General features: G+C 68.1%; 18 protein-coding genes, 1 tRNA gene and 1 other RNA gene. 13 read left to right on the forward strand and 7 right to left on the reverse strand.

Going from position 1 to position 19,213, the window contains the following annotated elements; genetic code table 11:
• Positions 1 to 8 precede the first annotated feature (8 nt).
• A complete protein-coding gene (locus EH231_RS21075; RefSeq protein ID WP_124713251.1) occupies positions 9 to 941 on the forward strand; it encodes an AraC family transcriptional regulator in 933 nt (310 codons plus the stop codon).
• Positions 942 to 947: 6 nt separating this feature from the next.
• Here EH231_RS21075 and EH231_RS21080 read toward each other — a convergent pair whose 3' ends face one another.
• On the reverse strand, positions 948 to 2,963 hold the full coding sequence (locus EH231_RS21080; protein ID WP_090430106.1) for a DNA polymerase III subunits gamma/tau: 2,016 nt from the start codon (positions 2,961 to 2,963) through the stop codon (positions 948 to 950).
• A gap of 199 nt (positions 2,964 to 3,162) precedes the next feature.
• Between EH231_RS21080 and EH231_RS21085 the strand changes: the two genes are divergently transcribed.
• Positions 3,163 to 4,059: a DUF559 domain-containing protein gene (locus tag EH231_RS21085; protein ID WP_090430104.1), complete on the forward strand. Its 897-nt coding sequence runs from the start codon at positions 3,163 to 3,165 to the stop codon at positions 4,057 to 4,059.
• A gap of 51 nt (positions 4,060 to 4,110) precedes the next feature.
• Here the strand turns inward: EH231_RS21085 and EH231_RS21090 are convergent, their stop codons facing one another.
• Positions 4,111 to 5,391 carry an aspartate aminotransferase type Ic gene (locus EH231_RS21090; protein ID WP_090430813.1) on the reverse strand — a complete coding sequence of 427 codons (1,281 nt, stop codon included), beginning with the start codon at positions 5,389 to 5,391 and terminating at the stop codon, positions 4,111 to 4,113.
• Between the two features lie 35 nt (positions 5,392 to 5,426).
• Positions 5,427 to 5,521: signal recognition particle sRNA small type (ffs, locus tag EH231_RS21095), an RNA gene on the reverse strand.
• Between the two features lie 69 nt (positions 5,522 to 5,590).
• Here ffs and EH231_RS21100 point away from each other — a divergent pair.
• The 7 genes from EH231_RS21100 to EH231_RS21130 all read left to right on the forward strand — a co-directional run bounded on the left by EH231_RS21100 (position 5,591) and on the right by EH231_RS21130 (position 11,596).
• A tRNA-Ser gene (locus tag EH231_RS21100) sits at positions 5,591 to 5,676 on the forward strand.
• 83 nt (positions 5,677 to 5,759) lie between these two features.
• Positions 5,760 to 6,482 (forward strand): lipid uptake coordinator LucA, encoded by a 723-nt coding sequence (gene lucA, locus EH231_RS21105; protein ID WP_124713252.1) that lies wholly within the window; start codon positions 5,760 to 5,762, stop codon positions 6,480 to 6,482.
• A gap of 51 nt (positions 6,483 to 6,533) precedes the next feature.
• Complete coding sequence (locus EH231_RS21110) at positions 6,534 to 7,556, forward strand: S1C family serine protease (RefSeq protein WP_124713253.1); 1,023 nt, start codon at positions 6,534 to 6,536, stop codon at positions 7,554 to 7,556.
• A gap of 3 nt (positions 7,557 to 7,559) precedes the next feature.
• Positions 7,560 to 9,116 (forward strand): PucR family transcriptional regulator, encoded by a 1,557-nt coding sequence (locus EH231_RS21115; protein WP_124713254.1) that lies wholly within the window; start codon positions 7,560 to 7,562, stop codon positions 9,114 to 9,116.
• Between the two features lie 75 nt (positions 9,117 to 9,191).
• A complete protein-coding gene (locus tag EH231_RS21120; protein WP_124713255.1) occupies positions 9,192 to 10,442 on the forward strand; it encodes an NAD(P)/FAD-dependent oxidoreductase in 1,251 nt (416 codons plus the stop codon).
• Between the two features lie 97 nt (positions 10,443 to 10,539).
• A complete protein-coding gene (locus EH231_RS21125; protein ID WP_090430094.1) occupies positions 10,540 to 11,004 on the forward strand; it encodes a GreA/GreB family elongation factor in 465 nt (154 codons plus the stop codon).
• 25 nt (positions 11,005 to 11,029) lie between these two features.
• Positions 11,030 to 11,596: a TetR/AcrR family transcriptional regulator gene (locus EH231_RS21130; RefSeq protein ID WP_124713256.1), complete on the forward strand. Its 567-nt coding sequence runs from the start codon at positions 11,030 to 11,032 to the stop codon at positions 11,594 to 11,596.
• Here EH231_RS21130 and EH231_RS21135 read toward each other — a convergent pair.
• Positions 11,580 to 12,146, reverse strand: coding sequence for a TetR/AcrR family transcriptional regulator (locus EH231_RS21135; protein ID WP_124713257.1), 567 nt, complete (start codon positions 12,144 to 12,146; stop codon positions 11,580 to 11,582). The genes EH231_RS21130 and EH231_RS21135 overlap by 17 nt on opposite strands.
• 86 nt (positions 12,147 to 12,232) lie before the next feature.
• Between EH231_RS21135 and EH231_RS21140 the strand changes: the two genes are divergently transcribed.
• From EH231_RS21140 to EH231_RS21150, 3 genes are read left to right on the forward strand one after another with little or no spacing between them, the layout of a single operon-like run.
• A complete protein-coding gene (locus EH231_RS21140; RefSeq protein ID WP_124713258.1) occupies positions 12,233 to 12,979 on the forward strand; it encodes an SDR family NAD(P)-dependent oxidoreductase in 747 nt (248 codons plus the stop codon).
• A gap of 45 nt (positions 12,980 to 13,024) precedes the next feature.
• Entirely contained in the window at positions 13,025 to 13,891 is an 867-nt protein-coding gene (locus EH231_RS21145; protein ID WP_124713259.1) for an SDR family NAD(P)-dependent oxidoreductase, read from the forward strand.
• Positions 13,888 to 14,904: an aldo/keto reductase gene (locus EH231_RS21150; protein WP_124713260.1), complete on the forward strand. Its 1,017-nt coding sequence runs from the start codon at positions 13,888 to 13,890 to the stop codon at positions 14,902 to 14,904. The genes EH231_RS21145 and EH231_RS21150 overlap by 4 nt, the downstream gene beginning before the upstream one ends.
• A gap of 13 nt (positions 14,905 to 14,917) precedes the next feature.
• On the opposite strand, the gene ligD is transcribed toward EH231_RS21150, so the two are convergent.
• Complete coding sequence (gene ligD / locus EH231_RS21155) at positions 14,918 to 15,967, reverse strand: non-homologous end-joining DNA ligase (protein ID WP_124713261.1); 1,050 nt, start codon at positions 15,965 to 15,967, stop codon at positions 14,918 to 14,920.
• A 1-nt stretch (position 15,968) separates the two neighbouring features.
• Positions 15,969 to 17,027 (reverse strand): ATP-dependent DNA ligase, encoded by a 1,059-nt coding sequence (locus EH231_RS21160; RefSeq protein ID WP_164480970.1) that lies wholly within the window; start codon positions 17,025 to 17,027, stop codon positions 15,969 to 15,971.
• Positions 17,028 to 17,257: 230 nt separating this feature from the next.
• Here EH231_RS21160 and EH231_RS21165 point away from each other — a divergent pair, with 230 nt between their 5' ends.
• On the forward strand, positions 17,258 to 18,331 hold the full coding sequence (locus EH231_RS21165) for an ATP-dependent DNA ligase (RefSeq protein WP_124713262.1): 1,074 nt from the start codon (positions 17,258 to 17,260) through the stop codon (positions 18,329 to 18,331).
• On the opposite strand, the gene EH231_RS21170 is transcribed toward EH231_RS21165, so the two are convergent.
• The gene (locus EH231_RS21170) at positions 18,328 to 19,182 is read right to left on the reverse strand and encodes a hypothetical protein (RefSeq protein ID WP_090430081.1); all 855 of its coding nucleotides are present in this window, start codon (positions 19,180 to 19,182) and stop codon (positions 18,328 to 18,330) included. The genes EH231_RS21165 and EH231_RS21170 overlap by 4 nt on opposite strands.
• Positions 19,183 to 19,213: the final 31 nt, after the last annotated feature.

Here is a 19,213-nt window from a genome sequence, read left to right on the forward strand (position 1 = left end):
TTGTCGGCATGCCCCCGGCAGGTGTCGCCTCCGTGGCCGATCCGCTCGAAACGGTCATTCCGTTGCTGCGTCCCCAGGTCGTGCTGTCGAAGGTCGTCAGTGGAGCCGGCGACTGGAGTATCCGCAAGCCGCGCTACGCCGACCCCTCGTTCTGTTTGATGCTGGCGGGCAACTGCTGGCTCAGCCCGGACGGTATCGATCCCGTCGAACTCTTCGCGGGCGACTTCCTGTTACTGCCCGAGACACCGAGTTTCGTGATGGCCAGCGACCCCTCGTTGGCGCCGACCGACGTAGAGCTCCATCCGTCCGCCGATTCCCACTACGGACCGGTGGACGGACCGGAGCCGATGCGGATGCTCGGTGGATACTTCCGCTTCGACCGTGCCAACGCCAGGCTGCTGGTGAAGCTGCTTCCGCCAACGATTCTCATCCGCCACGACGAATCCGGCTCGGCCCGCCTGAACCGGATCGTCGAGCTCATCACCGACGAGGCGATCGCGCAACGTCCGTGCCGCGAACCGATTCTCGAGCGGCTCGTCGAGGTGCTGCTGATCGAGGCCTGCCGGTTCCGAACCGAACGCCCGACCGTAGGCGAGAACGGCCTGATCGCCGGGCTTTCCGACCCGCAGCTCGCCGGTGCCCTGCGAGAGATTCACGACGGCGTCGCCGAGCACTGGACGGTCGAGAAGCTGGCCCGCACCGCGAACATGTCCCGCGCCGTGTTCGCGGAACGCTTCGCGAACACGATCGGGATGCCACCGATGCAGTACGTGCTGGAGTGGCGGGTAGCGCTGGCCAAGGACATGCTGCAATCCGAGCAACTCTCGATAGGCGAGATCGCGGCCAGGACCGGCTACCAGTCGGCCAGTGCGTTCACCACCGCGTTCACCCGAGTGACCGGACGCTCGCCACGCGCATACGCCCGCGGCAGCGGGGACTGAACAGCGTCAGCTCTCGATCTTTCGCGCACCCAGTTCGTTCTGAAGCAGTTCCAGCGCGACCTCTTCGGGGTCGCGACGCGGCCCGGCCTCGCTCTGCGAAGCCTCGGCGAGCATTTCTGCCTCCTCCTCCTCAGGGGACGATGGCGGTTCGGGATCCGGCACCGGCTCGGGTTCGGGAATGACACGGCCCGGCCGGGCCGGGACCCGCGGCGGGGGTTTGGCGGCCTTCGGTGGAGGCGGCGGGGCTGCCTCCGCAGTCCCGACCTCGCAGCGGATCTGCCAGTCCACCCCGAGCGCATCCTTGAGCGCATCCCGGATCACATCGGCATTGCGCGACTCGGTGAGCCGCTTCGCCAGCGGCGGTGATTCATGCGACAGCACAAGGGTTTTGTCCTCGACCGCCCGCACGATCGCCCCCGACAGCATGACCTCGGTGGTGCGGCTGCGTTCACGCACCTTCTCCCGCACCGTCGTCCACATCGAACGCACGGCGGCTGCGTTGGGCTCGCCACCGGGGGTCACCGCTGCCGGCGCCGGCGGGGCTTCTGGCTCCGGTTCGGGGGCGGGCTCGGGCTCGAAGTCGGGCTCCGGCGGGAGCGGCGGCTCGGGCTCGGGTTCCGGAGCAGGTGCTGGCGGCGGTGGTGGCGGTGCCGAGACCGGTTCGGGGGCGGCAACCGGTTCCGGAGCCGCGACCGGTTCGGGGGCGGCGATCGGTTCGGGAGCGGGCGGCGGCGTCGGGGCGGGAGCGTCGGCAGGGGCCTCGACCGGCGCCGCCTGGCTGCGCCGGGTGAAGGTCTTGGTGGGCTCGGCGGCGGGACGGGCGGCCGATGCCGCGGCCTCACCAGCAGGGATCGACAGGTCCAGCCGGGTCTCGATGCGTTCGATGCGCTGCAGCAGCGCCGACTCGGTGTCATGCGCCGAGGGCAGCAGGAGCCGGGCACACACCACCTCCAGCAGCAGCCGCGGCGCGGTCGCGCCACGCATCTCCCCGAGGCCCGCGTGCACCACCTCGGCATAACGGGCCAGCGTGGCCGCACCCAGCTTGTCGGCCTGCTCCCGCATCCGCTCCAGCACGTCGGCCGGTGCGTCCACGACACCGCGGGTGACCGCGTCGGGCACGGCCTGCAGCACGATCAGATCCCGGAAGCGTTCCAGCAGATCGGTGGCAAAGCGCCGTGGATCGTGTCCGGCGTCGATCACCGCCTCCACGGCACCGAACAATGCGGCCGCATCGCCGGCGGCCAGGGCCTCGACCGCTTCGTCGATGAGCGCCATGTCCGTGGCACCGAGTAGGGCCAGCGCCCGCTGATAGGTGATGTGGTTGCCGGTGGCGCCCTGCTCGGAGCCCGCCAGCAACTGATCGAGCACCGAGAGCGTGTCGCGCGGGGAGCCGCCGCCGGCGCGGATGACCAGCGGGTACACCGCGTCGTCGACGTTGACGTTCTCCTCGGCGCAGATGCGCTCGAGTAACGGGCGCATGGTGCGCGGGGCCAGCAGCCGGAACGGGTAGTGGTGGGTACGCGACCGGATGGTCGGCAGCACCTTCTCCGGTTCGGTGGTGGCGAACACGAAGATCAGGTGCTCCGGCGGCTCCTCGACGATCTTGAGGAGCGCGTTGAAACCGGCCGTGGTGACCATGTGCGCTTCGTCGATGATGAAGATGCGGTAGCGGGATTGTGCAGGGGTGAAGAATGCGCGATCACGCAGTTCTCGGGTGTCGTCGACGCCACCGTGGCTGGCCGCGTCGAGTTCGGTGACGTCGAGGTTGCCCGGGCCGTTGGGGGCCAGCGCGACGCACGAATCGCAGACCCCGCAGGGTGTGGGCGTGGGGCCCTGCTCGCAGTTGAGCGAGCGGGCCAGGATGCGCGCCGAGGACGTCTTGCCGCAGCCGCGCGGCCCGGAGAACAGGTAGGCGTGGTTGATCCGGCCCGCGGTCAGTGCAGTAGATAGCGGCTCGGTGACATGTTCCTGGCCAACGACTTCCGCGAAGGTTGCCGGCCGGTATTTGCGGTAGAGAGCCACGGAAGAAGGCTACCGACTGCGTCCGACGCCGCGCCGGTGCCCGTTGACTTTGCAACCGCGCACACGGCTATCCGCACAAATGCAGCGTCAACTCCAAGTCAACACAGAGTTCTGCACACAGCGCCATTCATCCACAGGACGGCGACGCCGAGACCGGCACACACCCATCTTTGTCCCCGCCACCGGCGACTCTCGCCGAATGAGTGAGCCCTTCATCGGCACCGAAGCCCTGGCGGCCGGCGTCGTCAACCGCTACCAGCTCAGCCGCTACCACCGCACGGTCTTGCCGAACATCTACGTGGACAAGCGAACTGCTTTGTCGCTGCGACAACGCAGTGCGGCGGCATGGTTGTGGTCGGGTCGCAACGCAGTGATCGCGGGTGCCGCCGCATCGGCGCTCCATGGCGCGAAGTGGGTGACCGACGACGTTCCGATCGAGTTGATCAGCGCCAAGACCAAGCCGCCCGAGAAGGTGATCACCCGACAGGACCTGATCTGCGACGGGGAGGTCGCGCGCATCGGCGGTCTGTCGGTCACGAGCGTCGAGCGCACTGCTTTTGACCTTGGGCGCCGCGGGTTGATCGGTGCGGCCGTCGCACGGCTCGACGCACTTGCTCGAGCCACCGGATTGAAGGCGGACGACGTGCTGACGCTGGCCGCAGGCCACCGGCATGCCCGTGGCCTGCGGCAACTCGAACGGGCGCTGAACCTGTTCGACCCCGGCGGCCAGTCCCCGAAAGAAACCTGGCTGCGGTTGATGCTCATCGACGCAGGTTTTCCGCGGCCGCAAACACAGATACCGGTGCTGGGGCCCGACGGCTACCCGAGGTACTTCCTCGACATGGGTTGGGAGGAACTGATGCTGGCGGTCGAATACGAGGGTGTGCAGCACGCCGATCAGCTCGGCTATGACATCACGCGTGCCGACTACATCACGCGAGCCGGCTGGACCCACGTGAGAGTGGCCTCGGGACACCGACGGCCCGCCATCATCGCCCGGGTGGAACGCGAATGGGATCGGCTTTGGCGACCAGAGCTCGGGATCACGCCGCGCCGGCCGCCGCTGGCCGGTCCCCCACTGGAACTCGGCTGTTGACTTTGACACCACGCACACCGCTACTCGCACCGATGCGGCGTCAGTTCTAGGTCAACGCAAAAGATGCTCGGTCGCCGCGAGCAGGGCGCAGGTGGCCAGGCCGTCGATCGCCTCACGCACATCGGACAGCGACGGGAACGTCGGCGCGATGCGGATGTTCTTGTCCTCGGGGTCCTTGCGGTACGGGAACGACGCACCCGCCTCGGTCACCGCGATCCCGGCGTCCTTGGCCAGGGAAACGGTGCGTTTGGCGGTGCCGGGCCACACGTCGAGGCTGACGAAGTAGCCGCCCTTGGGATCGGTCCACGACGCGATCTTCGACTCCCCCAGCCGGTCCTCGAGGATCTCGGCGACCAAGGCGAACTTGGGAGCGATCAGCTGCCGGTGGCGCTGCATCTGCAGCCGCACGCCGTCGGCGTCGCCGAAGTAGCGACTGTGGCGCAGCTGGTTGATCTTGTCCGGCCCGATCGTCTTCTTGCCCGCGTGCTGCAGGTACCAGGCGATGTTTCCCAGCGAGCCGCCCAGGAAGCTCACCCCTGCCCCGGCGAAGGTGATCTTGGAGGTCGAGGCGAACACCAGCGGACGGTTCGGGTTACCTGCGGCCTCGGCCAGACCCAGCACGTCGACCTGGCGGATGAACTCGTCGGTCAGGGTGTGGACCGCGTAGGCGTTGTCCCACATCAACCGGAAATCGTTTGCCGCCGTGCGCATCTGGACGAGACGTCGGACGACTTCCCAGGAGTAGGTGACGCCGGTCGGGTTGCCGTACACCGGAACGCACCACATGCCCTTGATCGCCGGATCGGCCGCGACGAGTTCCTCGATCAGGTCGACGTCCGGCCCGTCCTCGCGCATCGGCACCGCGATCATCTCGATTCCGAACGACTCGGTGATGGCGAAGTGCCGGTCATAGCCGGGCGCGGGGCAGAGGAACTTTACGACAGGCTCTTGGCCCCAGGGCCGCACCGAGTCCACACCGCCGTGCAGCAGCGAGAACACGATGACGTCGTGCATCATCTCCAGGCTCGCGTTGTTGCCCGCGATCAGGTTCTGCACCGGGATGCCGAGCAGCTCGCCGAAGATCTCCCGCAGTTCGGGCAGCCCGTGCAGGCCGCCGTAGTTGCGGGTGTCGGTGCCTTCGCGGTCGCGGAAGGAGTCTTTTTCGGAACCGGGGAGCGACAGCAGCGCGTTGGAAAGATCCAACTGCTCGGGAGCGGGCTTACCCCGGGTCAGGTCCAGGCTCAGCTTCTTGGCCTGCAGCTCTGCGTAGTTGCGCTGTTGGACTTCGTGCTGCGCGAGCAGATCGTCGCGGCCGAGAGACTGGAACGACACCGCGCGCCTTTCACAGATGGTGAATGAGCTGAACATAAAGGGGACCCCGCGCACCCGCCAGAGCCCGTTGACCCTTGCTGCCTTCCGGCCCTGGGGGAGTTCACAGGATGGACGCCGCGCGGGGTCCACAGCGAGTGTAATACCCGCCCCTTCCCCGGCGTTTACGGGACTGGTTCGAGCGTCGGCTACGATTGCCGACGGAGGATTCGCCTAGTGGCCTATGGCGCTCGCCTGGAACGCGGGTTGGGTTAACAGCCCTCAGGGGTTCAAATCCCCTATCCTCCGCGCTCGGGTCCGGGGTGCGACCTGCTGAATCAACCCTGATCAGCAGTTCGCACCCCGGCCCAATTAGGTACCCGAGGAGGAGTATGGGCCGCACCGTCGCGGTGATCTGGCACGTGTCGTTTTCGATCGTGGCCGCCGGCCTCTTCTTCTTTTTCGTTCTTCCTCGATGGCCCGAACTCATGGGCCAGACCTCGCCGACGCTCGGGCTGATCCTGCGCATCGTCACCGGTGTGCTGATCGGTCTGGCGGCCCTGCCGGTGGTGTTCACCCTGCAGCGGACCAAGCGTCCCGAGCTGGCCACCCCGGAGCTGGCGCTGCGGTTGCGGACCGCCTCGATCTCCCTGCACGTGCTGGCAGCGGTGCTGATCGTCGTCACCGCGGTCTCCGAGATCTGGTTGTCACTGGACAGCTTGGGGCCGTGGCTGTTCGGGATCTACGGCGCCGCCGCCGCAATCGCACTCCTCGGCATCTTCGCCTTCTACCTGGCCTTTGTCGCCGAACTGCCGCCCCCGCCGCCGAAGCCGGTCAAGACCCGCGAGAAGGCCGAGCGCCGCGGACGCAAGAAGGCCGACGCGGAAGAGACCGCGGAGACCGACGCGGAAGAGACCGAGGTCGAGGAGACCGAAGCCGAGGCCGAGGCCGAGGCCGAGAAGGCTGACGAAGACGAGGCTTCCGAAGAGTCCGAAGAGGCCACCGAGGACGAGGAACCGGCCGGCGCGTCTCTGCGTAACCGGCGGCCGTCCAGCAAGACCGGCACCAAGCGCAGGGGCCGGCGTGCGCGCGGCGACGTCGCCACCGAAGACTGACGCAACGCCGATCGCGTCGACATCGGGTTCTTGCCCAGCCAAGATGGGTACATGAGCAAAGTGGGCTCACATCCGTTCAAAGTGATTCTCGCGGCGGTACTGACCGCCGCGGCTGCCGTCGTCGTCCCGTCGGCACCTGCCGGCGCCGCACCTGGTGACCCGGAGGCGGTGGCAACCCAGGTCGAACCATCGGTGGCGCGCATCGACACCCGGGTGGATTACCAGCAGGCCTATGGCATCGGCACCGGCATCGTGCTCTCCCCGAGCGGTGAGGTGCTGACCAACTATCACGTCGTCCAAGGGGCCAACTCGATCAGTGCCACCGTCGGCGGCCAGAGATTCCCCGCCGACCTGGTCGGATACGACCGTCAAAACGACATCGCGGTGCTGCAACTGCACGGTGCAGCCGGCCTGCCGCCGGCACCGATCGGCGATTCGGCGGCGCTGGCACCGGGTCAGCCGGTGGTCGCGCTGGGCAATGCCGGAGGCAGCGGTGCACCGCTGACCCGCGAGATCGGCACCGTCAGCGCCTTCAACCGCACCGTAAACGCCGAAGACGAACTGACCGGCACCAGCGATGAGATCAACGGCCTGTTCGAGTTCGCCGCGCCGGTCCGTGCCGGCGATTCCGGGGGGCCGGTGGTCAACGATGCGGGCCAGGTCGTCGGGATGACGACAGCAGCGTCGGTGAACTTCCGGATGGGCCCCGGCGGCAAGGGATTCGCGATCCCGATCAACGACGCGATGGGCATCGCCGGCCAGATCCGCGCCCGCACCCCGTCACCCTCGGTGCACATCGGACCGCCGACCATGCTCGGCGTCGGAGTGCGCACCGCGCAGCGCCAGAACGGCGGCGTGATCGTCCAGGACGTCATTTCCGGCGGACCGGCAGAAGCGGCCGGCCTGATTCCGGGCGATCTGCTCACGAGCATCGAGGGCACCCGACTGGATTCGGCCCGCACCCTGACGCTGGTTCTGGATCAGCATTACCCCGGCGATGTCGTGGGCCTGACCTGGCTGGACCAGGGGGGCCAACAACGCACCGGCAAGGCCACGCTGGCTGCCGGGCCGTAACTCGTGGTCACGCTGGACCGCCTGATCAACGTCCTGGGCGGCTACGGGGTGCGGCTGCGCACCCCGGCGAATGGACCCTGTCCGGCGCCACGCTCGACCGAGCTGCGCAGCGTCGTGATGCACGAACCCGGGCAGGTCATCGGTGACGTCCTGCTGGCAGTCGGGGCCACCTCGGTCGCCGAGGCTGTTCAGTGGGCGGCCGCCGCGCGTGCCGTGGTGGTGCTGGTCCGCGGCCCCGACAGGCCCGCCGGCGATGACGAGCCAGTGGCCGACGACCGTATCGCGGTGATGACCGTCGACCCCGAAGTCTCCTGGAGCGAGCTGGCGGCCGTGGTCTACGGCGTCGTGCTGGAGGGGCGGGAAACCGAATCCGGGCGTGGCCCAACCGATTTGTTCGCCCTGGCCGACAGTCTGGCCGACGCCGTGGGCGGCTCGGTCACGATCGAGGACCGGCGCAGTTCGGTGCTGGCCTACTCGCGGCTGCAGCAGCATGCGGACCCGGCCCGCGCCGAGACGATCTTGAGCCGCCGGGCACCGCAACAGCTGCGGGCCTTGTTCGAAGCCCGCGGGGTGTTCCGGCATCTGGCCGAATCCGACGAGCCGATGTTCGTCGGCGGTGACGACGAACGCGGCCTCACCGGGCGGATGGTGGTGGCCGCCCGGGCCGGGCGCGAACTGCTCGGGTCGATCTGGGTGACATGTGCCGAGCCATTGCCCGACGCGCGCCGGGCCGCGCTGGCCGACGGCGCCCGCATGGTCGCCCTGCACCTGCTGCGCTCACGCGCCAGCGCCGATCTGGAACGCCAGGTGGAGTCCGAGCTCGTCATCCGTCTGCTCGAGGGCGCTGCCGACGCCACCACGGCGGCCAGCCGGCTCGGGCTCCCGCAGACGCCGCTGCGGGTGATCGCGCTGCGGGCCCAGACCGCCGACGAGCGGCACGCCGCTCTGCTGTTGGCGTTCGAGCGGGCGACGGCAGGCTTCGGCTGGTCGCGACCCGGACGCAGCGCCCTGGCCGGCAACACCGTCTACACCGTGCTGCCCGGCGCCGAGGCCCAGGCCGCGAGCGGCTGGGTGGCGGGGTTGCGCGCCGCGCTGCCCGAGCCAGTGACCGTGCTGGCCGGGATCAGCGGCCCGGCCACCGCCGCCGAACTGGCGCTGGCTCGCAGTGAGGCCGACGAGTGCCTGGCCCTGCACGAGGTGCGCCACGGCGACGCCAAGAACCTGGACGAGCAGGTGCCCGTCTACGACGAGGCCTGGGACGAGATCCTGCTGCAACGCCTGCGCATCGCGGCCCGTGCCGGGCGTGCCCCGCAGCGCGGACCGGTCGCCGAACTACGCGCCCATGATCAGGCCCACGGCACGCAGTACGCGGGGACGCTACGGGCCTGGTTGGAGGCCCAGGGCGATCTGGCCGGGGCCGGGCGGGCGCTGGGCGTGCACGAGAACACCGTGCGCTACCGGCTGCGCAAGATGGTCGAGTTGACCCAGCTCGACCTGGACGATGCGCGCAAGCGGGTGGCGATGATGATCGAGCTCGCGGCGACAGAAGAGTTGTCGTAACTCGACAATCTCGCGCCTCCTGCTTGTCGAGATCCTGCAAACAAAGTACGCCTGGTCAGCCCCACCATGGGGAGCATGAATGGGGTCGAGCGCATTGACGGCGGACCGCGGTCAGCGGTGGTCGTGGGTGCAGGCATTGTCGGCCTGTCCACGGCATGGTTTCTCCAAGAGCGCGGGGTCGAGGTCACTGTCGTCGACCGCCGCGGAGTGGCCGCGGGTGCGTCCTGGGGCAACGCCGGCTGGATCTCGCCGACGCTGACGATCCCGCTCAACGACCCCGCGGTGCTGCGCTACGGGCTGCGGTCGCTGTTCGACCCGGCCGCTCCCCTGCACATCCCACTGAACTCGGGACCCCGCGTACTGGCGTTCCTGACCCGGTTCGCCATGAACTGCAGGCTCTCGACGTGGACCCGGGCTGCCAAGGCCAACGTCCCGTTCAACGAGGAATGCCTCGAGGCCTACGACGTCCTGACCGCCAACGGAGTGTCGGTACCCACCACCGACGGACCGATCACGGCGCTGTTCGAAACGCAGCGGCAGGCCGAACATCTGATGACCGAACTGCGCCGGATGGCCGCGGTCGGTCAGACCGTGACGGTGACCGGCCTGTCCGGTGAAACACTGCGCGACCATGTGCCGCTGGCGTCGGCGGCGATCACCGCGGGCATCAGCGTGGAGGGTCAACGATTCGTGGATCCGGGCCGGTTCGTCCAGGCGCTCGGTGATGCCGTCATGGCCAGAGGCGCGGAGCTGGTCATCGGTGAGGTCACCGACGTTCGGGCCGAGGGTGCCACCGTCACCGTGGATCTGGCGGACGGCTCGCTGAGCGCCGACACCGCGGTGATCGCCACCGGGGCGTGGCTGTCGAAGCTCGCCAAGCCGTGGGTCCGCACGCCGGTGCAGGCCGGACGCGGTTACTCGTTCACCGTGCCGGTGCACCGACCGATTCTCGGCCCCATCTACCTGCCCGATGCCCGCGTCGCCTGCACGCCGTACCAGGGCGGGCTGCGGGTGGCCGGGACCATGGAGTTCCGCTCCCCCGACGATCCGCTGCAACCCCGGCGAGTCGACGCGATCATCGCCTCGGCCGCCCCACTGCTCGACGGTGTCGACTGGGATGCCCGCACCGACGTGTGGGTGGGCGGCCGTCCGGTCACGCCGGACGGGCGCCCACTGATCGGTGAAGTGGCACAAGGCATCTACATGGCAGGCGGCCACGGCATGTGGGGCCTGGCCCACGGCCCCGTCACTGGGCGGCTGCTCGCCGAGTACATCACCACCGGAAAGCAACCCGAAGTCCTGAGGGAATTCGACCCGCGCCGCTGACGATTCACGACTTTGCCCTAACGGGCCAACAAGCCGTCAGGGGCGGCGCGCGAACCCGCCCCTGACGGCATCTCCGCATCATCGGAAGGAAACCACAATGACTGTCAGCCAACGCATTTGGTTGTCACCACAGGCGTACGACCGACTCCAGACCGAGTTGTCGACTCTGCGCGACCTGATCTCGGGCGAAGCCGCATCGGATTCCGACGAGAACGAGGTGGCGATCCAGCGGGCCCGCCAGACCCGCATCCAGCAGATCCACGACCTGCTGCTCAACGCCGTCGTCGGTGAAGATCCGCCCGACGACGGGGTGGCCGAGCCGGGCATGGTGCTGACCGTGCGCTACGACCAGACCGGCGAGGTCGAGACGTTCCTGCTGGGCATCCGCGGCGCCGAATACGGCGACCTGGAGGTCTATTCGGTGAACTCCCCGCTGGGCGAGGCCATCGTCGGCGCGCGTCCCGGCGAACAGCGGCAGTATCCGGTGCCCAGCGGAGAGGCCGTGCCCGTCACCTTGATCAGCGCGGTGCCGTTCGGGATGCACCTGCCAACCGCGGGATAGGGCGCGCGCGTCTTACTCTGTCCGAATGGCAGGCGAACGCAAGGGCACGCCCGGCAGCTTGACCGCCGATGACTGGGTGCAGGCCGGGTACACCCTGCTGGCCTCCGACGGGATGCGGGCGCTGAAAATCGAGCGGCTCTGCGAACAGATCGGCGCCACCCGGGGCAGCTTCTACTGGCACTTCACCGACATGAAGGGCTACCGGGCCGCCCTGGTGGCGTCGTGGAATGCCTTCCTGGAACAGGACCGCCGCGCGCTGGCCGAACTCGAGGACCTGCCGCCACGCGAACGGCTGTCGCAGATGATGAGGCAGCTGCTGAGCCCGCGGCACTGGACGCTGGAGCGCGCGATGCGGGAGTGGGCCAGATCCGACGACATCGCCGCGGCCAACGTGCGGGCGGCCGATCACCGGGTGCTGGTCGCCGTCACCAAGGCCTACCTCGACTACGGGTTCAGCCCCGAGGACGCGGGCCTGCGCGGCCAGGCCACCTTCGCCACCGGTATCGGGGCCCTGCACCTCATGGACTCGGCCGACGCGCTCACCGCCGCCGACCGCTATGAGCGCTTTCTGGACCTCATGCTGGCTCGATGATCGCGGAGAACACGCGCTCGAACAGGTCGGTCAGCTGATCGGTGTCCGCGTCGGTCAAGCCCGGGCTCCTGATCACCCGGCGCATCAGTAGGACACCGCTCATCACCGACAGCATGGCATCGGTGCGGAGCTGCCGGCCGGCCTCCGGGAGCTGCCGGGCCAACCGCTGACCGACGTGGCGCGCGATCGCGTCGCGGACGATGTTCACCGCAGCCGGATTCGAGATGGACCGGAGCATGATCAGGAACGGCTCCAGCGGGTCGGCGTCCGGGTCGGAGCGTTCGACCAGTGCAGTGGCGGCATCGCGGGCCAGGGCGTCTGGTTCCTCGGCGACGATCGTCGGAGGCGCGAACGAGGTCTCGACCGCCTCGGCGAACAGCTGCTCCTTGGACCCGAAGTAGCGGTTCACCAGCATCGCGGTGACCCCGGCGTCTCGCGCGATCTCACGAACGCCGACACCGTCGTACCCGGACAGCGCAAAGTGGCGGATCGCCGATTGCAGGATCGCCTCGCGGGTGGCAGCGGCATTGCGTGGTCGGGAGGAACCCATACCGAGAACGCTAGGGAATATTGCGCCGCAAGTCTACGTATGTATACCTACCGGATGTATACGAGCGTAGACATAGGAGCGTGGTCATGGATCTGGGTCTGTCCGGCAAGCGCGCACTGGTCACCGGATCGAGCACCGGACTCGGTCAGGCCATCGCTGAAACGCTTGCCGCGGAGGGTGCTTCCGTCGTGGTCCACGGGCGCGACGCATCACGCGCGAAGGCCGTCGCCGAGCACATTCGTGCCGGCGGCGGCGACGCGGTATCCGTCACCGGCGACCTGACCACCGACGCAGGTGCCGACGCCGTAGCCGCGACCGCGGGCGACATCGACATCCTCGTCAACAATGCCGGGCAGTACGACGGGCTCGGTTGGTCAGAACTCACGGCCGAGCGATGGGCGCAGATCTATCAGGTCAATGTCGTATCCGGGGTGCGAATGATCGAGCGCCTCGTACCGGGGATGCGGCGGCGCGGCTGGGGCCGTGTCATTCAGATCGGCGGCGGGCTGGCGATCCAACCGGTCGCCATGCAGCCGCACTACAACGCAACCCTCGCCGCCCGACACAACCTCACCGTGTCGCTGGCCCGGGAGCTCGCCGGTACGGGCATCACATCCAACACCGTCGCGCCAGGGGTCATCCTGACCGAACCCGTGCGCGACATGGCCATCAGCGCCGCAGCAGCGACCGAGTGGTTTCCCAACGACATCGGCCGCTTCGGCAGGCCAGACGAAATCGCCTACGCGGTCGCATTTTTGGCCAGCACGCAGGCCGGCTACATCAGCGGTGCCGATCTGCGCGTCGACGGCGGAACCGTCCGCAGCGTCGCCTGAATCGCTACTCCACCCAGATATGTCAACCGAAAGCAGGTAACCGCAATGTCGTACGTATTTCTGGTGTCTGGCGCATCCCGTGGTCTGGGCCGCGCCATCGTAGAAGCCGCATTGGGCGCGGGACACCGCGTCGTCGCCGGTGTCCGCTCCCCTGACGCCCTGGCCGACCTTGCCGCCGGGGAACCGGACCGCCTCGCCGTTGTCCAACTCGACGTGACCGATGACGACCAGGTGCGCGCGGCAGTGGCCACCGCGGTCGAGCGGTTCGGCCGGCTCGATGTGTTGGTCAACAACGCGGGCTACGCGAACATGGCCGCCATCGAAGACTTCGACTTCGACGACTTCCGCACCCAGATCGACGCCAACTTCCTCGGCGTCGTACGGCTCTCCCAAGCCGCACTCCCCGTCATGCGTGCCCAGCGGGCCGGTCACATCGTCCAGATCTCGTCGGTGGGCGGGCGACTCGTGCGCGCCGGCCTGGGTGCATACCAGTCGGCCAAGTGGGCTGTCACCGGATTCTCCGGCGTGCTCGCCAAGGAGGTCGCACCTCTCGGAATCAAGGTCACGGTCCTGGAACCCGGTGGTATGCGCACTGATTGGGCAGGGTCGTCGATGCGGGTCGACACTGTCCGCGAGGAGTACGCCACCACCGTCGGCGCGTCGATCGCCCAAAGCACTCCGGAGAACCTCGGGGCCAGCGACCCCACCAAGGTGGCCGAACTCGTCGTCACCATCGCCGAGATGGGCGATCCCCCGGCGAGGTTGCTCGTGGGCCCCGATGCCTACTGCTACGCGACCGCCGCCGGGCGCGACCTGCTGGCCGACGACGAGAAGTGGGAGGCCCTCAGCCTTTCCACCGCGGCCGATGACGTCACCGCCGATCAGGTCGACCCGCTGGGAGCCGCCAAATGAGGACAACCCTCGGGCACTCGGAGTTGACGGTGCGCCCGATCGGTCTGGGCTGCATGGGAATGTCGCAGTCCTACGGCGACGCCGACGACAGCGAGTCGGCGGCCACCATCCGCACCGCACTCGAACTCGGGGTGGACTTCCTCGACACCTCCGATGTCTACGGCGCGTCCGACATCACCTTCGGTGTGCCGATCCGCGGCTTCGGCCACAACGAGCGACTGATCGGCGGCGCGATCGCCGGACGCCGGGACGAGATCGTGCTGGCGACCAAGTTCGCGGCGAAGATCAACGACTCCGAGAACGGAATCGCGATCGACGGCAGGCCCGAGTACGTGCGAACCGCATGTGAGGCAAGCCTGCGGCGCTTGGGAACCGACGTCATCGACTTGTACTACTACCACCGCCTCGACCCGAGCGTGCCGATCGAGGAAACCGTGGGAGCGATGGCCGAACTGGTCGCGGCAGGCAAAGTCCGTGCCATCGGGCTCAGCGAGGTCGGCCCGGACCAACTCCGCCGCGCACACGCCACGCACCCGATCACCGCACTGCAATCCGAGTACTCACTGTGGGAACGGCACGTCGAGGAGGGCATCACATCGACGTGCCGGGAATTGGGCATCACCCTCGTGCCCTACAGCCCGCTGGGCCGCTCGGCGCTCACCGGATCAGTGACGGCCGGTAGCACCTTCGCCGCGGGCGACTTCCGGGCCACGAACCCGAGGTTCTCGGCGGAGAACCTCGCGGTCAACCTCGAGCCGGTAGAGCAACTTCGAGCCATCGCGGCGGAGAAGGGTTGCAGCCCAGGACAGCTGGCGTTGGCCTGGTTGCTCGCGCAGCCGCTCGATGTGGTGCCGATTCCCGGGACCAAGCGGATCCCGTTCGTCCGGGAGAACATCGCAGCCACCGACGTTGCGATCAGTGCCGATGAAGTGGCCCTTCTGGCCGGGATATTCGCACCGGGCCGCGTCGCGGGCGAGCGCTACGCCCCGGTTCACGCCCGGACAATCCGGTGAGGCGCGGTGGCGGCTAATCCTGGCGGCGGTTGCCTTCCTCGTCCCAATTGGCCGCCACCTTCTTGCTCGGCTGCACCCGGGGCGGCTCTCCCGGCATCTTCGGATAGCTCGGCGGGTACGGCAGATCCCCCAGGCCGCGTTCCTCATCGGCGGCTACCAGGTCCAGCAGCGGCTGCAGGGACTGCTTCTTCTCGTCGATGCCGGCCCATGGATCTTCCCGTCCGGCAAGGAAATCCGGCACGGTGGCGATCGTGTAGTCGTCGGGGTTGGCGTCGCGGAGCTCGGCCCAGGACAACGGTGTCGACACGGTCGCGATCGGGGTCTTGCGGGCCGAGTAGGCCGAGGCGAACGTGCGGTCGCGGGCGTTCTGGTTGTAGTCGATGAACAGCCGCTCTCCCCGCTCCTCCTTCCACCACGACGTGGTCACCGCATCGGGGGCGCGCCGCTCCACCTCGCGGGCCAGGGCGATCCCGGCCCGGCGCACCGCGATGAAATCCCAGTCGGTCAAGATCGGCAGGAAGATGTGCACGCCGCGGCCGCCGGAGGTTTTCGGATAGCCGACCAGGCCCAGCTCGTCGAGAAGCGGCTTGAGCACATCGCAGGCGACCGCCGCGGCCTCAGCGAACCCGGTGCCCGGCTGCGGGTCCAGGTCGATACGCAGCTCGTCGGGGTGTTCGGTGTCCGGGCACCGAACCTGCCAGGGGTGCAAGGTGATCGTGCCCATCTGCGCGGCCCAAGCGATGGCCGCCGGGTGCGTCACCTTGAGGGCGTCCGCGGTTCGGCCGGACGGGAAGGTGACGACGCAGGTCTCCAGGTAGTCGGGATGCTTCTGTGGGACCCGCTTCTGGTAGATCTCCTCACCCTCGATGCCGTCGGGGAACCGCTGCAGATGGGTGGGCCGATCTTTCAACAGCGCGACCATGCGGTCGGCGACGCTGAGGTAGTACTCCATCAGCTTGCCCTTGGTGCCGTCCTTGCCGAGCTTCGGGTAGTACACCTTATCCGGGTTGGTGAACCGGACCTTGATCCCGTCGACATCGAGTTCGGTTGCCGGGGTTGCCATTTCAGCTGTCTCCCTCGAGAACGTCGTACAGGTCGTAGTTCAGCGGGACGTCGAGCTGGTCGAACGTGCAGCTCGACGGTTCCCGGTCCGGGCGCCAACGCATGAACTTCACGGCGTGCCGGAAGCGTTGCCCGTGAACGGTGTTGCCTTCCATCTGGTCATAGGCCACCTCGCACACACGCTCGGGGCGCACCGGAATCCAGCGCTTGTCCGCGGCCGAATTCCAGCGGCTGGGGTCACCCTCGCGGACTTCATCGCCCTCCCGCAGCGGCTCCAGATCGGCCAGCAGCTTGACTCGGTCCTTGACGCTGAACGAGGCTGCACCACCGACCATCTGCAGTTCACCGTCGGGGCGGTAGAGGCCGAGCAGGATCGAGCCGACACCCTCGCCGCTCTTGTGGATGCGGTAACCGATAGCCACGCAATCGGCGTCGCGGTGGTGCTTGACCTTCACCATCTCCCGCTTGCCCGGCAGGTAGGGCCCGTCGAGCTTCTTGGCGATCACCCCGTCGAGCCCGGCCCCCTCGAAGGTCTGCAACCACTGAGCACCGAGTTCGGGATCGGTGGTGGTCCGGGTGACATGACACCACTGCTTGGCGTTGACGGCGTCGATCAGCGCCTCACGGCGCACCCGGAACGGCTCGGCGAGCAGCGACCGGTCACCGGTGGCCAGAGCGTCGAATCCGATGAAATGCGCCGGGGTCTGTTCGGCGAGCATCCGCACCCTCGACTCGGCCGGATGGATGCGCTGCGACAACGACTCCCAGTCCAGACGGACCCGGCCGTCGATCTCTCGGGGCACCACCACCTCACCATCGAGGACACAGCGCTCGGCGAGTTCGGCACGCAGCGCGTCGAGCAGTTCGGGGAAGTAGCGGCCGAGTTCCTTCCCGCTGCGGGACTGCAGCACCACCTCGTCGCCGTCCCGGAAGGCCAGCGCACGGAAGCCGTCCCATTTCGGCTCGTAGGACCACACCCCGCCCTCGTCGGGCACCTTCACCTGGGCTTTGGCGAGCATCGGTTCGATCGGCGGCACTACGGGTAGGTCCACGGGCTCCATCCTGGTTCATCGGGGTGTCCTGGATCTAGACCGCCGCGCCGCCGCCAACTCATCGCACGGATTCGAGGAACAGCCCGGCGGCGGTTGGGACCAGTCACGCTCTGCTTGACGCATACCCGAAGGGGCCGCCTGAAACCCGGTACTCCCGCTCTTGCCTCGCGACTTGGCCGGACTGCGTAGCGCATACTGAGTAACCGCAAACTGAGAACTTCACACCCAGATCCGGATCCATGCTGCTTCCCGTGATGCCGCCCGTCTCGCCGATGCTGGCCAAGCCGGCAACAGTGATTCCACCGGATGCGTCCTACGAACCGAAGTGGGACGGCTTCCGGGCGTTGGTGTTCCGAGACGGTGACGAAGTCGAGTTGGGCAGCCGCAACGAGCGGCCGATGACCCGGTATTTCCCCGAACTCGTCGAGGCAGCCAAGGCCGAACTCCCGCCGCGATGTGTTGTCGACGGCGAGATCGTCCTACCCACCGACGGCGGCCTGGACTTCGAGGCATTGCAACTGCGTCTGCACCCGGCTGCCTCCCGGGTACGCCTGCTGGCCGAACAGACACCGGCCCGCTTCATCGCCTTCGACCTGCTCGCGCTGGGTGACGACGACCTCACGGGCCGGCCGTTCGTGCAACGTCGCGCCGCCCTGGTCGACGCGCTGGGTTCGGGTCCGTCATTCCATGTCACCCCGGCCACCACCGATCTGCCGACCGCGCGGCGCTGGTTCGACGAGTTCGAGGGAGCCGGGCTCGACGGGCTGATCGCCAAACCGCTCACGCTCACCTATCAGCCCGACAAACGGGTCATGGTGAAGATCAAGCATCAGCGGACCGCCGACTGCGTGGTCGCCGGCTATCGGCTCCACAAATCGGGCCCGGATGCGGTCGGCTCGCTGCTGCTCGGGCTCTACACCGATGACGGCGAGCTGGCATCCGTCGGCGTCATCGGCGCCTTCCCGATGGAACGACGCCGGGCCCTCTTCACCGAATTGCAGTCCCTGGTCACCGACTTCGAGAATCACCCCTGGAACTGGGCCGCTCAGGTGGCCGCCGACCCGGACCTCGCGCGCAGGTACGGCGGCGGCTCACGCTGGAACGCCGGCAAGGACCTGTCCTTCGTGCCGTTGCGACCCGACCGCGTCGTCGAGGTCCGCTATGACCACATGGAGGGCAGGCGGTTTCGTCACACCGCCCAGTTCAACCGCTGGCGACCCGACCGCGACCCGCGGTCGTGCACCTACGCCCAGCTGGACCAGCCCGTCACCTTCCGGCTCAACGACATCGTCCCGGGCCTGCTTCCCCACTAGTGGTGATCCGGTGGCTGCAGCCAGGTCGCGAGGTTGCGGACGTAATCCTTGAACACCCCGAGAAGCGACGGATCGGCCCTGATCTGCGAGCCGGGCCGATCGGTGACGAACGACGGCGCCCCGCGGTCCAGATCCCAGTTGTAATCGGCGAAATGGTGGAAGGTCGACTCCGCCACAGCCCGGCCCATCGGCCTGCCCTCCGGCGTGCGCTCACCGTCGAGTGCCACCGCGAGGTTGAACTGTCTGCCGGTCGCGGTGCTGCGTCCCCGGGCCACCACCGTCGCGAACGGCACGTGGGCCGAGACCGAACCCTCATGGGGGTGGGCCGGGAACCACTCGATGCGGCCGCTGGCGGTCCGGGCGGTGCGCAGCAGCTGGTGCACCGGCTGCTCGGCCAGCACCGGCTGATAGTCACCGTTGGAGCCCGAGTGGTAGTTGGGCCACGAGATGTCCGGGTTGTCCTGGTCGTCGCAGCGGGACGCCGGGTCCAGGCTGGCGTCGTGGAATTCGTTGACCTGCCCCAACGACCCCAGCCCCCGCAGGCAGCTGCCGAGGTTCTGGTGATCGCGCGCGGTCAGCACCGCGCCGCCGAGTCCGCGGAACCTGCCGATCGCCGCGCATTCGTCGGGCGTGAGACCGTTGCCGACGTCGACGGCCATCAGCCACAGCTGGTCGAACCCGAGCTCGTCGAGGTTGCGGAGCACCGGATCCTGCGCGACGTGATCGGCCCGATTGCGGGCCAGCACATCGTGCCCGTCGGCACGTAGCTCGGCGGCCAGCATCGAGAATCGGCTGACATCCCAGTCGTCGGGATTCGCTGTGATCGTGGTTTGCAGCAGGATCGTCGCCATTCGATGAGCCTGGCTGCTGCAATGGCGCTTG

It is taken from the genome of Mycolicibacterium nivoides (assembly GCF_003855255.1).
In the GTDB taxonomy this organism is placed as follows: Bacteria; Actinomycetota; Actinomycetes; order Mycobacteriales; family Mycobacteriaceae; genus Mycobacterium; species Mycobacterium nivoides.

Coding starts and splice junctions, on each gene's coding strand:
- EH231_RS21075 (WP_124713251.1), top strand. CDS start 9: ATGCCCCCGGCAGGTGTCGCCTCCGTGGCCGATCCGCTCGAAACGGTC.
- EH231_RS21085 (WP_090430104.1), top strand. CDS start 3,163: ATGAGTGAGCCCTTCATCGGCACCGAAGCCCTGGCGGCCGGCGTCGTC.
- lucA (WP_124713252.1), top strand. CDS start 5,760: ATGGGCCGCACCGTCGCGGTGATCTGGCACGTGTCGTTTTCGATCGTG.
- EH231_RS21110 (WP_124713253.1), top strand. CDS start 6,534: ATGAGCAAAGTGGGCTCACATCCGTTCAAAGTGATTCTCGCGGCGGTA.
- EH231_RS21120 (WP_124713255.1), top strand. CDS start 9,192: ATGAATGGGGTCGAGCGCATTGACGGCGGACCGCGGTCAGCGGTGGTC.
- EH231_RS21125 (WP_090430094.1), top strand. CDS start 10,540: ATGACTGTCAGCCAACGCATTTGGTTGTCACCACAGGCGTACGACCGA.
- EH231_RS21130 (WP_124713256.1), top strand. CDS start 11,030: ATGGCAGGCGAACGCAAGGGCACGCCCGGCAGCTTGACCGCCGATGAC.
- EH231_RS21135 (WP_124713257.1), bottom strand. CDS start 12,146: ATGGGTTCCTCCCGACCACGCAATGCCGCTGCCACCCGCGAGGCGATC.
- EH231_RS21140 (WP_124713258.1), top strand. CDS start 12,233: ATGGATCTGGGTCTGTCCGGCAAGCGCGCACTGGTCACCGGATCGAGC.
- EH231_RS21145 (WP_124713259.1), top strand. CDS start 13,025: ATGTCGTACGTATTTCTGGTGTCTGGCGCATCCCGTGGTCTGGGCCGC.
- EH231_RS21150 (WP_124713260.1), top strand. CDS start 13,888: ATGAGGACAACCCTCGGGCACTCGGAGTTGACGGTGCGCCCGATCGGT.
- ligD (WP_124713261.1), bottom strand. CDS start 15,967: ATGGCAACCCCGGCAACCGAACTCGATGTCGACGGGATCAAGGTCCGG.
- EH231_RS21160 (WP_164480970.1), bottom strand. CDS start 17,027: ATGGAGCCCGTGGACCTACCCGTAGTGCCGCCGATCGAACCGATGCTC.
- EH231_RS21165 (WP_124713262.1), top strand. CDS start 17,258: ATGCTGCTTCCCGTGATGCCGCCCGTCTCGCCGATGCTGGCCAAGCCG.
- EH231_RS21170 (WP_090430081.1), bottom strand. CDS start 19,182: ATGGCGACGATCCTGCTGCAAACCACGATCACAGCGAATCCCGACGAC.